General features: G+C 35.5%; 14 protein-coding genes. 11 read left to right on the top strand and 3 right to left on the bottom strand.

Going from position 1 to position 13213, the window contains the following annotated elements; translation table 11 throughout:
* Positions 1 to 7 precede the first annotated feature (7 nt).
* The 5 genes from AR334_RS04600 (at position 8) to AR334_RS04580 (ending at position 5820) form a co-directional block, all read left to right on the top strand.
* Positions 8 to 253, top strand: coding sequence for a hypothetical protein (locus tag AR334_RS04600; protein WP_172799151.1), 246 nt, complete (start codon positions 8 to 10; stop codon positions 251 to 253).
* A 435-nt stretch (positions 254 to 688) separates the two neighbouring features.
* A complete protein-coding gene (locus AR334_RS04595) occupies positions 689 to 1870 on the top strand; it encodes a NupC/NupG family nucleoside CNT transporter (RefSeq protein WP_066305812.1) in 1182 nt (393 codons plus the stop codon).
* Between the two features lie 703 nt (positions 1871 to 2573).
* Positions 2574 to 3080 carry an RNA polymerase sigma factor gene (locus AR334_RS04590; RefSeq protein ID WP_066305805.1) on the top strand — a complete coding sequence of 169 codons (507 nt, stop codon included), beginning with the start codon at positions 2574 to 2576 and terminating at the stop codon, positions 3078 to 3080.
* Positions 3073 to 4014, top strand: coding sequence for an anti sigma factor C-terminal domain-containing protein (locus tag AR334_RS04585; protein ID WP_066305803.1), 942 nt, complete (start codon positions 3073 to 3075; stop codon positions 4012 to 4014). The genes AR334_RS04590 and AR334_RS04585 overlap by 8 nt, the downstream gene beginning before the upstream one ends.
* A 483-nt stretch (positions 4015 to 4497) precedes the next feature.
* Positions 4498 to 5820, top strand: coding sequence for a VanZ family protein (locus tag AR334_RS04580; RefSeq protein WP_172799157.1), 1323 nt, complete (start codon positions 4498 to 4500; stop codon positions 5818 to 5820).
* 161 nt (positions 5821 to 5981) lie between these two features.
* On the opposite strand, the gene AR334_RS04575 is transcribed toward AR334_RS04580, so the two are convergent.
* A complete protein-coding gene (locus AR334_RS04575) occupies positions 5982 to 6692 on the bottom strand; it encodes a hypothetical protein (RefSeq protein WP_066305790.1) in 711 nt (236 codons plus the stop codon).
* A 344-nt stretch (positions 6693 to 7036) separates the two neighbouring features.
* On the opposite strand from AR334_RS04575, the gene AR334_RS04570 reads away from it, so the two are divergent.
* From AR334_RS04570 to AR334_RS28720, 3 genes are read left to right on the top strand one after another with little or no spacing between them, the layout of a single operon-like run.
* Complete coding sequence (locus AR334_RS04570) at positions 7037 to 8560, top strand: hypothetical protein (RefSeq protein WP_066305778.1); 1524 nt, start codon at positions 7037 to 7039, stop codon at positions 8558 to 8560.
* Positions 8561 to 8612: 52 nt separating this feature from the next.
* The gene (locus AR334_RS04565; protein WP_066307659.1) at positions 8613 to 8948 is read left to right on the top strand and encodes a DUF6054 family protein; all 336 of its coding nucleotides are present in this window, start codon (positions 8613 to 8615) and stop codon (positions 8946 to 8948) included.
* Positions 8949 to 9007: 59 nt separating this feature from the next.
* Positions 9008 to 9205, top strand: coding sequence for an ankyrin repeat domain-containing protein (locus AR334_RS28720; protein WP_082692789.1), 198 nt, complete (start codon positions 9008 to 9010; stop codon positions 9203 to 9205).
* A gap of 107 nt (positions 9206 to 9312) precedes the next feature.
* Here the strand turns inward: AR334_RS28720 and AR334_RS04560 are convergent, their stop codons facing one another.
* Both AR334_RS04560 and AR334_RS04555 read right to left on the bottom strand, forming a co-directional pair.
* On the bottom strand, positions 9313 to 9594 hold the full coding sequence (locus AR334_RS04560) for a hypothetical protein (RefSeq protein WP_156431177.1): 282 nt from the start codon (positions 9592 to 9594) through the stop codon (positions 9313 to 9315).
* A gap of 26 nt (positions 9595 to 9620) precedes the next feature.
* Positions 9621 to 9896, bottom strand: coding sequence for a hypothetical protein (locus tag AR334_RS04555; RefSeq protein ID WP_066305772.1), 276 nt, complete (start codon positions 9894 to 9896; stop codon positions 9621 to 9623).
* Positions 9897 to 10139: 243 nt separating this feature from the next.
* On the opposite strand from AR334_RS04555, the gene AR334_RS04550 reads away from it, so the two are divergent.
* From AR334_RS04550 to AR334_RS04540, 3 genes are all read left to right on the top strand, one after another.
* Positions 10140 to 10676: a sigma-70 family RNA polymerase sigma factor gene (locus AR334_RS04550; protein ID WP_066305769.1), complete on the top strand. Its 537-nt coding sequence runs from the start codon at positions 10140 to 10142 to the stop codon at positions 10674 to 10676.
* On the top strand, positions 10660 to 11664 hold the full coding sequence (locus AR334_RS04545) for an anti-sigma factor (protein ID WP_066305763.1): 1005 nt from the start codon (positions 10660 to 10662) through the stop codon (positions 11662 to 11664). The genes AR334_RS04550 and AR334_RS04545 overlap by 17 nt, the downstream gene beginning before the upstream one ends.
* Before the next feature lie 220 nt (positions 11665 to 11884).
* Positions 11885 to 13156: a hypothetical protein gene (locus AR334_RS04540; RefSeq protein WP_066305748.1), complete on the top strand. Its 1272-nt coding sequence runs from the start codon at positions 11885 to 11887 to the stop codon at positions 13154 to 13156.
* Positions 13157 to 13213: the final 57 nt, after the last annotated feature.

Genomic DNA, 13213 nt, shown 5'->3' with positions numbered 1-13213 from the left:
TATTCATTTGAAGGATAAGCAAATTCATTTCATGGATAGAACATCTCTTTACGATTGCCTTCCTGAAGAGATGTTAGCGGGATTTTATTATCAATTACAGAGAAATATTGAAAAAGGAATACTGTCTAAGTCGATGTACCAAGAGTTACGGTTAATTGAAAATTCAGCCAGAAGAAGAGGCATGTCAATTAAATGCCTGAATAAGCAGGGGAGAATGGTCATAGCGAAAGAGTTAAGTAGGATTATTGGATAACATGTAATGTTCGATTTTTCTTTCTTGTGGTGATTCCTTTCTTACGGACATGGGATCAGTTTGACAACCCATGTCCCCAAGGTGAACTTATTCAAAACGAACTTTTTTCTCCTTTCATGTTCTTAGCAAAAATCATGGCGGCGTGAATTAAATACACTAAAGCCAACTATGCCAAACAGCCACATCGCACCCCCCAGTATCAAACGCTCCTTAGCATGTTTCAAATACTTCCTCTTCTGATTAGATATTACTGATAAACGTTTTTTATACATTTAAATCGAATCCATTTAGGTCCCAGAGTCAAAAATGCCTGGTTGTTTTTTTATAAATGTTGGACAAAATATACGAAGCAATTTAAAATGTGTAAGGTTCCCATACAGCTGTAACAAGATTAAAAGCGTGTACATCATGTTTTAATGCATCAGGAGGGTAAAAATGCGCTATATTGTTTCAATTTTAGGTATTTTGATTGTTCTGCTTTTGGCCTGGTTGGCCAGCTCCAATCGAAAAGAAGTAAAAGTCAAACCAATCATTATGATGATTGTCATTCAAATTATTTTATCAGTGCTGCTTTTGAATACTGAATTTGGCTTAAGCATTATCCGAGGGATTTCCACGATCTTCAACAAACTTCTCGAATATGCAAATGAAGGGGTTTCCTTTGTGTTTGGCGGCATGGCGAATGAGGGAGAGGCGCCATTCTTCTTAACTGTGCTCCTGCCAATCGTGTTCATTTCAGTATTAATTGGAATTCTTCAATATTTAAAAATCCTGCCGTTTATTATGAAGGGAATCGGATTGCTATTAAGTAAAGTCAATGGCATGGGAAAACTTGAATCGTATAACGCGGTGGCTTCGTTGATGGTCGGGCAATCAGAGGTATTCATCACGTTAAAAAAACAACTGGGCCTCATTTCAAAGCAGCGTATGTATACGCTTTGTGCTTCAGCGATGTCGACTGTTTCGATGTCGATTGTTGGGGCTTATATGACGATGATCGACCCGAAATATGTCGTCACTGCTTTGGTTTTAAATTTATTCGGCGGTTTCATCATCGCTTCAATCATTAATCCATACGAGGTAAAACCAAGTGAGGATATTTTGGAAATTCAGAATTTGGAAAAACAGTCCTTTTTTGAAATGCTGGGTGAGTATATCCTTGATGGTTTTAAGGTAGCAGTTATAGTAGGGGCTATGTTGATTGGGTTTATTGCTTTAATGGCAGGAATCAATCACGTGTTCGAATTATTGTTTAGCATTCCTTTCCAGCAGATATTAGGGTATTTGTTTGCACCCTTCGCCTTTATTATGGGAATTCCTTTAAAGGAAGCGGTGAATGCCGGGGGGATTATGGCAACGAAGCTGGTGACCAATGAATTTGTCGCGATGCTGGATTTATCCGGAGGTAAGTATCACTTCAGTGAACGCACACTCGGAATTCTTTCCGTATTCTTGGTATCCTTCGCCAACTTCTCATCAATCGGCATAATTACCGGAGCGGTCAAAAGTCTGAATGAGCAGCAGGGAAATGTGGTCGCTCGCTTCGGGTTAAAACTGTTATATGGCGCAACGCTTGTTAGCATCCTTTCAGGTGTAATCGTTAGCATTATTCTATAAATGTATGATTTCATTGCATTAGAATTCGAAATAATGATTTAAAAGGCAGTGTACGAACCACTGCCTTTTGGTTTAATATCGAATCTTCATTAACGAATGAAAGGTTTTTTATTTTTGGATTGAACCACTAAATCGAGCTTCGATTCTATCGGGCTCCATGAATACTGACACCATTTTGTTGAGGTAATTATTAATCCATTTTATACAAAAGAATCCTTTTTAAAAGAAGGCTCTGTTATTATTTATTGTTGATTTTTTGTGTAGGTATGAGAATTAATAAGCGGAAATTTCCGGTTAATGTATATAGATGAGGCTTAAGAGGCTGAAATAAGCGGAAATTTCCGGTTAATGGCTGCAAATAAGGAAAAATTCAAAGATTTTAATAAGATAAGCGGAAAACTCCGCTTATTTTTGGAGATAAAATAAGGAACTCCCAAAATAACCGGAATTCTCCGTCTATTTTTTCAAACACAACGAAATCAACACTCAGCTATAACAGAGCTTAAAAGAAAAATGAAAAGGTCCCGCAGCCATTATCGATAATGGACCAACCAATAATTACGTCTATACTTAATTGTGCTATTCTTCAAGGGGAAGAGTAGCTTTTTTAATTTTTTAAATCCAAAAAAATTTATCGTTTTGCTGTACACTTTTTTAAGTGATTAGACTCTTTATTATTGAAGGACTTTAGAAAGGAGGCGCCATGGATTCTCAGATTTTGTTGGAAATATACAAAAAACAAGGAAGAATGATTTATTTTTATTTAAAAAAGAATGGTTGCAGTCATGAAGATGCCGAAGATATAGTTCAAGAAAGTTATATGAAATATATCGCATATAGTAGTGGTGTTCCTTCGGATAAAGCCCTTGCTTATATTTTCGCCATTTCAATGAATGAATTTAAAAAAATGCTAAGGAAAAACGGAAAAGAACAAGCAATTTCGATCGATGATCATCACTTCTGGAATAAATTTACGAATGACCAAGACACTGAATCCAGCGTATTAAGTCTCGAAACGAATGATGAAATCGCCCATACTTTAGAACTCATCCAAGAAGTCTATAAGCAGCTTTTATTATTAAAATACGAACTTGATCTCAGCTATAAAGAGATCGCCCTATTGCTAGGAATGAAGGAAGAAACCGTTAGGACTTACTTATTTCGCGCAAGAAAAGAATTTCAGAAAAAGTGGAGGGATCTTCATGAATGAACATTTAGATGATGTTTTTGATGAGAAAAAGATTAAAAAGGCAATAAAAAAAGGCAAAAAGAAGACAATGATCACGATTGTTTTGGTTTCTATACTCGTATTTGTTGTATTAAACATAGCCAATTTCGCTATTTCTATTTTCTTTAGCCAAAAGGCATTTAAGCAATGGGATGCGTATGTCCGACTAAGTACTCCGAATGGCTATATCAGTGAAACAGTGGATTCACGAGGCTTTTTAGGAGGGATGAGCCATTATAAAATAGCAAAAGACATGAAAATTAAATCCGTCGTCGTCGAACAAAAGCAATATCAATACGGGCTGATCCCATATGTTTTGATTTCAAGGGGGGCCGGCGGCAGCATGGGAGTCACAGGAGAGGATTGGCAAGTCTCCTATAAAGAAAATGGTTGGAGAGAAATGCTGTTTTTCCATCCAAATGTTGCTTATAAAAAATATAAAAATGATGAGGAACTGATTAAAGGGATGCAAGGAGACAAAATATATGAGGTAGCCCTCTCCTTTGATCAGCCATACAAACCAAGTGAATTACCTTTCAAAAAGCTTCCCGAAATGACTTGGTTCTGGGTAAATACCTATAGCAATAACCAATTAAACACGTTTAAAAAAGAGGCGAAGGAATACGACTGGTCTGCAACGTTTATTAGGGAAAATGAAGCCTTAGGTTTTTCTATAAATACTCCTTTTATTACCACCGATGATTTGGAGTTTAAATATAAAAATTTCCAAAAGTTACTGGAAACGAGTGCTTTCAATGAACATCAAAAGGCGTTCAAGACTTTAAAAGATAAAAAAATAGACGATGTAGAAATATTAGGGGTTGTCGTTTATGGGACAAAGGATGAATTAGCTGAGATTATGAAAGAGCCTATTATTAAAGCTTCTTCTCTTGGCGGAGTTATTGATAATTATTAGTATGTAGGAAGCAGGGGACGGTCCCTGCTTCCATTTTTAATAAAAAGGATTTTCAGTGCCAGGTAAACCTCTTAAATTGTGATCATGGCAAAGTATGGCGAGTAAATGGGAAAAAGCGGGTTAGTGACAAAATTTTTAAAAAACAATATAATTTCATTATTTTAACTAAAGGAGAATAAGCGGAGTTTTTCCGTTATCTTTTCAAAATCTTTGAATTTTGCCTTATTTGGAGCCATTAACCGGAATATCTCCGCTTATTAATTCTTATATCTACACAAAAAAGCAACAATAAAATAATAATAGAGCCTATTCTTTTAAAACTATATCAAAAGTAACATCGTCTATCTATTGTTACGGATATATGGACCATCCATCATGATGAAAAAGTTATGAAAAATGTGGAAGGAGATAGAAATGAGATTACAAGAAATCACGAGTATTGTTAGGGAGTATTTTTTCCTTGCGGCAATCGCGGTAATTGTATTGGGGATTCTTTTCTTTTTAGGATATTTCGTTTTTTACAGGAAATTCTTTGGCGGAAAAAAAAGACTTCCTAAGAAACAATTGCTGTTTGGGGGATTGTTTGCCGGATATGTCATCATGGTGATTGGAGTGACTTTTTTAAACAGAGGTTCAAATTTTCAGGGGAGTATGAACTTATCTTTTCTTAGTTCCTATCGGGAAGCTTGGTACAGCTTTAGGGTAAGGAATTGGCAGTTTCTGCTTTTAAATATTTTCATGTTCGTGCCGTTCGGTATCCTTTTGCCATTATTACATTCGCGTTTTCAAAAGGCTCTTTGGACATTCGGGGCAGCGTTGCTATTTACCCTTTCTATTGAAAGTTTCCAATTCATGACGGGATTCGGTATTTTTGAATTGGATGATCTGTTTCATAATCTGCTGGGTGCAATTATTGGATATGGTATACTCAAGGGCCTCATCAGGATAAAAGAAAAGGAATTAAAGAAAGCAATTATTTGCTTTTCGCCTTTATTGCTGGTAGCCATCTCATTCGGAGGTATGCTTACGTACTACCATTTAAAGGAATTTGGCAATCTTTCCATCGTGCCTATTCATAAAACTGATATGTCAGAAGCGACAGTTACTATGGATGTAGAGCTCAACGATAATAGAATGACAGTTCCTGTATATAAAGCACCAAGCTATACGAAGGCTGCTGCTGATGCATTTGTCAAAGATTTTTCTAAAAGCTTACATCTCGACACATCGAATATGGAGGTTATTTCGTATCAGGATGAAGGTGTGTATTGGTTTGGACGCGAGAGATCTCATAATATTTGGTTCAAATACTTAGATGGAAGTTATCGTTATACAGATTTTTCAAGCTTCGATGTGGATAAAGAATTAATAGATGCAGATGAAGCAACCTTAAAAGAAGAATTAACAAAGTTTGGGATAGCTCTTCCGCAAGATACATATTTTCAAAAAGTCGAAACTGGTACGTTTAAGTGGACGGTAAATAAGAGGGTAGTAGCAAATCAGCTAATAGATGGATCATTATCGGTAAATTATTATAGTGATGGAACAGTGAAGGGGATTGACAATCAGTTCGTAACCTATGACAAGGTAAGGGATGTTGAAATAAAAAGCGAACAAGAAGCATATAAAGAAATTTTAGAAGGGAAATTTAAATATTTCTCTGAAAATAAAATGATCAAAACCTTACATATCCATAAAATAGAGGTAAGCTACTATCTAGATTCTAAAGGTTTTTATCAACCAGTTTATGATTTCCGAAGCACGGTAGATGGGGAGGATATGACACTCTTCATACCGGGAATCTAGAAATATAAACATCAAAATGCAAAATCTTGCGGTGCAATGATTAAAGCTATTCGAGCAAAGGAGGCGAGTTGCTTTTGTTCAATAGATCCAATTAGCCGAAAATATGCAGGATCTTGTTTGTTCCTTGCCAATTTTCGGCTATTTAATTGGAAACCACCCAGTTAGTCTATTATCCATTGGATTTGGGAGGCATCTAAATAATTGGTCGATTTCATCGTTGATAAGTCCATTATATACGTGTTCCCGACTTTGTTTTTAAAAAAGCCTTCTAATAATGTTCCAAAGGGGGTTAAATGTTCCATCGAATAGTACACTAAATATTTTCCATCCGGTGAAAAACCAATCGGTCCATACCCAGTAAATTTTTCATCGTACATTCCATAGAATTTTTTTATTATTTTTTCCTTGCCATTTTCTTTTAAGTAAATGGAACCTTGCTTTGAAGAAACAGAAAGATGATCAAATTGATTTTGGATATAGTCAGTTTCGGCTAACATATCCTCTTCCCGCAGTAAAATCGGTTGCACCTCTCCTTCCTTTATGGAAAACAAGGACCAGGAACCGTTATTCATAGCAATAAAATAAATAGTTTGACTGGTTTTATCATAATAAAAATCTATAATATTATCATTATTGCCCCCATAACTGTCTTTTCCTTTCCCTTTGTGGCTGTATAGTAGTATTTTATTTTGCAGTGTGGCATCCGCTTTGAACAGTGAGAGCACCCCATCTACTCTTTCAGTATAATAAATGCTTCCTTTTAAACCCAATAATATCTCTGAGTGACTATTACTTTTCAACTGATAAGCATTTAATGATATTACAATAAGAAATAGTAATAGTAGAATGCCTATGACCGGTCTTTTTTTCATAGATACCCCTCTTTTGTCTAAAATTTCCCAACAATTTCAACATTGAATTTGTGTGTAATTTTACACTAATTATAACAAATAGTTCCATAGTTGTGAATGCGTTTATTATATTATCCGACCCGTTACATAAAAAGCGAACTACAATGGCAACCTTATCTAAATAACGATGGACTTAATATTAACCAAGTTGATATGATATAAAAAATGGAATTTAAATATAAAGGAAGCAGGGGACGGTTCTCTGCTTCTTATCGGGTTAAGTCTCTAAAACTTTTATAATAAATTGGGATATTATGTTAATGTGAGTGGTGCCAGGGATTTTGATAAATATTAAAGGAGCCCCCATGAAAAGAATCGTGCAATTTCTTTTATTTCTTTGTTTGTTCATAAGTTTACTAGGTCTAGTTTTTATCGTGATCATGACACAAAATGGCTTCATGGGTATTATCATTGCCCTCGGTATCAATGTATTAATAATGGTTCTTCTAGCCATCAGCATTTTTGGAATGATTACCGGGAAAATTACTTTTTTATATATTAAGAGCCGAATCGGGGCGCTAGGTTTGTTGCTTTTCTCCGTGATTTTTCTGTTATATATAAGCGGACTGGCGCTCGTTAATCTTTTTTTAGAAAAAGAAATATCCCAATCGAATTTGGGGTTTAAGGAAAAAACGCTTGTGCTTGCTAATTTGTTTATTCCCCTTGGGTACGAGGATAACCTGCTTACAGAAAAAGTAGATGGTCTTACGATTAAATATCCGAAAGCTGGAGAAGGATCCATCTCAAAGCTACAAAGCTATTATCCTAAAATAAAAAATGAAGCGGATCAATTGTTTGGCCGAAAATTCTCCGATTCTTTTACAATTATCATTTATGAAAATAAAAAAATACCAACATTCAATTTTGGGTTTGAAAAAGCAGTAGGATTTTATCAAAATAACAATCAATCGATCCATATCCTGAGTCCTAAACTAATCCAAGATACAGAATTTGAGCATACCTTTTATCATGAATATGCCCATTATCGAACCCACCAATTTTTATCGAAAAATAAAATTTCTATAAACAGTATTCCCGCATGGTTTCATGAGGGGATTGGGGAATTTTTTGGTTACTCGGATACCAATGTGGATATTGTTCCTGATGTGTTACTTGACTTAAAAAAACTTGATTCGAATGCAGACTTTCAACAGGCAAGGCAAGGGAGTTATGATCCGTATCTGCAAAGCTATATAGCCGTTCGGGAACTTGTTCTAGGACATGGAACTAAAGTAATTCCAGAACTGTTGCTCGCAGCAAAAGATCATTCATTTTATGCCGCATTTCAAAAGGTTACAGGCAAAAGTTTTGAGGAGTTCCAAGGATCATTTATGAAACAAAAGAAACGAGTCGATAGCTTAATAGAACAAGCTGCAGAAGCTGGAAAAAAGGGTGATTTCGCTTTAGCCGAGAGAATCTATTTGGATATTCTCCGTATCGATCCAAAAAACAACACCGCTGCCGACCTTTTACTACATACTTATGTAAAGCAAGGCAAATTTGAGGAAGCAATCAAAACATTAGAAGTTGAGAGAAAGGATTATCAACTGCATTTACTCTCCGAGTTATATCTTTTGTCCAACCCGCATAAATCATTAATTTATGCGGAAGAGGCAGAACAACTTGTAGCGAAAAATCAATCTTCAGGTGACTATGCTGCGAGATATGCAGAGGCTGTTCGAAAGATTAACTCTAACGATCCAATTGCGGGCTATGAATTATTATTTAAAGAGGAAATTATCAACTATAAAGAAATTAAAAATGAATTATATAAAATTCTAGCCAAAAAATATCCTGATGATATAAGGGTTCAAAAATTATCATTATGAGGGAGTGTTGGGTTTTTCGGTAGAAAATAATGATGGGGAGGCTGATGTAAGCATGGCAAAATATGAAAAGACAATTATTGGTCAATTTGAGGAAGTGGTTCATCATTTGGAACACGATATTGGTAATAGCGGAATAAGTATGAAATTAGTTGATGAAAGCAACTACACAATTGGAGATACTAAAGTTGCTGTTAGAGTTTATGATAAATATTTTATGAGGAATGGAAACAGAGCAAGTTTGAGCCTGACGGTAGTAGGTCAAAAAAATAATATTTTTATTTCGGGCATTGGTGCCGGAGGGGGACAGGGTATTTTTATAAACTTTAGTCTCGGTGCCGAGGCTGATATGGTGGAAATAGTGGAAAGAAGTGTAGAACAAATGGTTTAATATTGTAATACATCCGGATATTTTTCGAAAAAGAATCGGACGACATTTATTGCAGTTGCATGCATCATCAGGATTCTGAGAGCAGTATGACCGCATTAATGTATACGGCACAAGGGGAAGATGAGGAAACGGTAAAGACTCTGCTTGAATTAGGGGCAGATCCGAACATCAAGGACTACTCCCATATGACCCCGTATATGTATGCCATTATCATGGGCAATGAGAACATCGCGAAATTATTAGATCCTAAAAAATGATGATAGTCTCTGGTCATACCAATAAAAATGGCTCAACAAAACTGTTATCAGTTCGTAAGCCGTTTTTATTGGTATTATTTGATGCACTTCAAAACAGACCTATCATTTTATACTTGATACATAAAAGTTTTTATAGCAACCAATATTATTAATAATGTTAAGGCAAAGAAAAGAGTTGATGACCTTTTCCCTTTTAATATGTATTGCTCAATCCCCAATAAAATCATCGATAGAGCAAGAATAATTTGGACAAATCCAGAGTAGAAAAAATTCACAGGATAGGTCGTAAAAGATAAATATATTAATATAATCATTGGGATAATTAATATAAATTGAGTAATGACAATAGACTTTACTCTGTTCTTAAAAAAACGTTCATTTAATTTCATAGTTTTCTCTCCGATATAGGAAGTATTTAACAAATTGTCGTTTCACCTTTTAGTATTTTGCCATTTTCATCATCAATATAGTCCGTTCCATGCTCACAGTTTTCTTTATTTTCCCATTTAACAATATACTTATCACCTTTATGGCTAACTGATTTTATTTCAACTTTCCCAATGTGTTTAGTGTGGTTTTCTAACACAATTGATTTTGCCTGTTCTTCTGAAATTTTTGGTTTAGAAAAAGTACTGCAGCCACTCATGACCATAATTATAAATATACAAAATATCGAAACTATTTTCCTCAAATATTTCCACCTCCACTTAGGTGCATATTTATCCATATTATACCCTGAAAATAAAATGATCAAAACCTTACATATCCATAGGGTGGAGGTAAGCTACTATTTAGATACAAAAGGTTTTTATCAACCTGTATATGCGTTTGAAGTACTGTAGAATGGATCATTTAAAAAATATTTATTGGAATAACTGTAACATTTAAGTTGATTAAACGTGTTAATAGCGAGATTAGTAAAGAGGGGGGCAAAATGCAAAATCAACGACAACAATTAGAAAATTTATATAAGCAATACGCAAGGCCCCTTTATTTTTATCTCATAAAGTTGTGTGGTTCGACGCAGCTTGCGGAAGACTTAACACAAGAAACTTTTGTTCGTGCGACTGTTTCTTTGCACACATATGAAGGAGAAGAGGCTCGTGCTTGGCTATTTAAAGTGGCTCGTAATGCATATTTAGATGAATGGCGCAAACAACATCGGTGGCAGACAATCCCCCTTCTATCCATCTTTTTATCTAAAAAAGAAATGATTAGTCCGTATGGGATCCCGGAAGAATCTCTCTTAACGGAAGAACGGAATCAACAAATTGAAGAGCTATTAAAATACTTGCCTGAACAATATCGATCCATAATTTATTTACGAGAATATGAACAATTTAGTTATAAAGAAATAATGGATGCATTGCAACTGACGGAAGATCAAGTAAAAATAACACTTTATCGAGCAAGAAAGCGATTAGCGAGTCTTGCTGAAAAGAAAGGGTGGCAGTATGACAGAATGGAATAAAGATTTGGAAAAACGAATATTAAGGAAATCCCGATTTACATTAAGCTTTAGAATTCTTCGCATATTGATTTTAGTTTTTTTAATCTATTCCGGATACATGATCTTGATAAATATTATTGCGGATAAACTCAATATATCAGGTGAAAATGCGTATTACTCGAAACTGGCATTAGAATGGACTGTACCGAATGTACGCGGAGACTTTGACTTTGAAGATGAAAATATGACGTTTTTCGGAACGAAAAAATTATCGTATAACTTAATCAAAAAGGTAGGATATGATGACAAGGTCATTGGTCAAGCGACGCTGACGAAGCGAATTGCCGGCATTTCATCCATTTCATTTTCACATCCCGGGCGCAAACAACTGAATGATTTTTCTTTTTCGTTACCGGTAGATCCACGTACTGAAAGAAAGCTTAAAGCTAATACTTCGCCGAATGTATGGGAAACATTAGAAAAACTTCCTGAAGGAACTGTTGGGGAGTTAGCTTTTTCCACGACTAGTTTTATGGAGTCAAAACAACTAATTGAGTCTCTAGGAAAGTACGATATCAATATTTTATGGATGCCTTTGTATACAGGTGAGTTTGTCGATTACAAACCATCTGGCTGGGGTGGAAATGAAGATATAATTATTTCTGATTTAATTGGTCTAACAGGCGGAAATGAACATGATAAAAATTATCATGAGTCGTTACGAATGAATCGATTGGATGAGGATACCCTTACCGAAAGCGAACAATTAATGTTGAAAAATATGGAGGAGCTGTTAAATAAGCCCCAAAGCTATTATGAGCAATTTTTAGGTCTTGGGCATTTAAAGCAAAAATATCAATATTTAAAAGAGAAGGGATTTACCGTATATGGTGCTGTTGTAACGGGGCCCGTGAAGGAATTATTAAAACTGAAGGATGAATCATTTATCCAAGGGGAGCAGCTAGGCGAAGTAGAATTGTGGAATTGGCAGTTGGAGGATAAAGAGTAGTTACTTATTTGAAGGGGCGTTTATGAAATACTAAAAAAGTACTAATCAAATGAATGCTTTCTTTCATGATGATCAGGCTGCTAAAATAGTAGCCTTTCTTACATATATAAGAAATGCAATTGGATAATTATGTTAAAATAAATAAGGAGGTGAAACCTGGTAGCCATTTTACGATAAGTGTACGTTTTTTTACGTTTTAATGTTACCAGGAGATAGGAAATTGGATAGTAGAATACAAGAATTAATTGAAATTACCAAGGAAAAGTTTGGATTAGGTAACTATTACTTAAAACGCCATGGCCTTTCGCGAAAGGTAAACTTCTTCAATGATACTAGCTATACATTATGGATGGAGTGGTTCCCTAACCATGAAATGGAACAGGAGGATGATGACTCGAATCCTGAAGGTACAGCAAGTATTGAGATCAATGTGAATACCCGTAAGTTTGAGAGTGCTATATTTGTGTTGGGCAAGACATACGCCAAAGATGGGATTACGTTTGCCAATCTGGATACAAAGAAAATAATCGAATGGGTCGAACAAGAAACAGGGCTACTATATGGGAAACAATTTCAAATACAAAAAGAAGATGAAGGGGAACTCCAATTTATCGAGTGCTTTGAAGGAGTGGCTTTGTCACCTGCTGGTTCTATAGAAGTGAAATTCGACTCAGAAGGGAAGCTCACCTCTTTCTCTGCCTATGGTCAATTTCCTTCTAAAGAATTGATTAGGGAAGAAAACTATTCACTATCCCTTGAAAAAATAGAACTCATAGCAAGAGAGCAATTGAAATTGATTCATTGTCCTTCATATGAACAGGAAAGATTAATTCCTATTTATGCGGTGGAGGAGATTTTTGTGGAAAATGATGGGGAATCGACCATTCCATTCGAAATCATGGCAGATGTCAATTCCTATTTAAAAATCAACAAAACCATTCATTGGGATGAACCGTTAGATCGCCCGTTTGACAGAAAGGAAATAAAATGGATCGAGGAAGTATCGGCAGACGAGGCGTTCTCTTTGGAACCATCACCCGAAACATTTCCCATCACAAAAGTAGAACAAGAGAAATGTATAAATGAAGTGACAAACTTTTTACGCCAGGAATATCCAAATGATACGGGGAAATGGGTGCTAAAAACGCTCCATCGTGAAAAAGGATACATTCATGCCAGTTTAAGAGCAAATAAAAAAAGTCAGCATGTGTTTCAACGGAAACTCATGGTCATAATTGATACAAACAACCTTAGGGCCGTAAATTACATGGACAACAAACTGATGTTGGATATGTTTAAGCAGTTCCAAACCCCTGACCCAATCATGATTTCGAGAGAAGTAGCATATGAAAAACTAAAAGATCAGGTTGAACTAAAGCCTTATTATGTTTATGATTTTGGCAGAAAACAATATGTTTTATGCGGGAAATTAGATTGCCAGTTTGGAGTGAATGCTTCGAGCGGTGAAGTAATCGCATTAGACGATTTGTAGGATATTGAAGTAATTCCTAATCAAAATCAAGTTGACGATTCGTTTACGACACGGGGA

The sequence above is a fragment of the Bacillus sp. FJAT-29814 genome (genome assembly GCF_001510715.1).
Lineage (GTDB): Bacteria > Bacillota > Bacilli > Bacillales > Cytobacillaceae > Neobacillus.
Note: the sequence above shows the minus strand (reverse complement) of the source record. Positions and strands in the feature narration are given on the sequence as shown.

Bases quoted from the DNA above. Each gene is read 5' to 3' on its own strand.
- AR334_RS04575 (WP_066305790.1), bottom strand. From the start codon at position 6,692: ATGAAAAAAAGACCGGTCATAGGCATTCTACTATTACTATTTCTTATT.
- AR334_RS28720 (WP_082692789.1), top strand. From the start codon at position 9,008: ATGCATCATCAGGATTCTGAGAGCAGTATGACCGCATTAATGTATACG.
- AR334_RS04545 (WP_066305763.1), top strand. From the start codon at position 10,660: ATGACAGAATGGAATAAAGATTTGGAAAAACGAATATTAAGGAAATCC.
- AR334_RS04565 (WP_066307659.1), top strand. From the start codon at position 8,613: ATGGCAAAATATGAAAAGACAATTATTGGTCAATTTGAGGAAGTGGTT.
- AR334_RS04560 (WP_156431177.1), bottom strand. From the start codon at position 9,594: ATGAAATTAAATGAACGTTTTTTTAAGAACAGAGTAAAGTCTATTGTC.
- AR334_RS04570 (WP_066305778.1), top strand. From the start codon at position 7,037: ATGAAAAGAATCGTGCAATTTCTTTTATTTCTTTGTTTGTTCATAAGT.
- AR334_RS04595 (WP_066305812.1), top strand. From the start codon at position 689: ATGCGCTATATTGTTTCAATTTTAGGTATTTTGATTGTTCTGCTTTTG.
- AR334_RS04550 (WP_066305769.1), top strand. From the start codon at position 10,140: ATGCAAAATCAACGACAACAATTAGAAAATTTATATAAGCAATACGCA.
- AR334_RS04590 (WP_066305805.1), top strand. From the start codon at position 2,574: ATGGATTCTCAGATTTTGTTGGAAATATACAAAAAACAAGGAAGAATG.
- AR334_RS04585 (WP_066305803.1), top strand. From the start codon at position 3,073: ATGAATGAACATTTAGATGATGTTTTTGATGAGAAAAAGATTAAAAAG.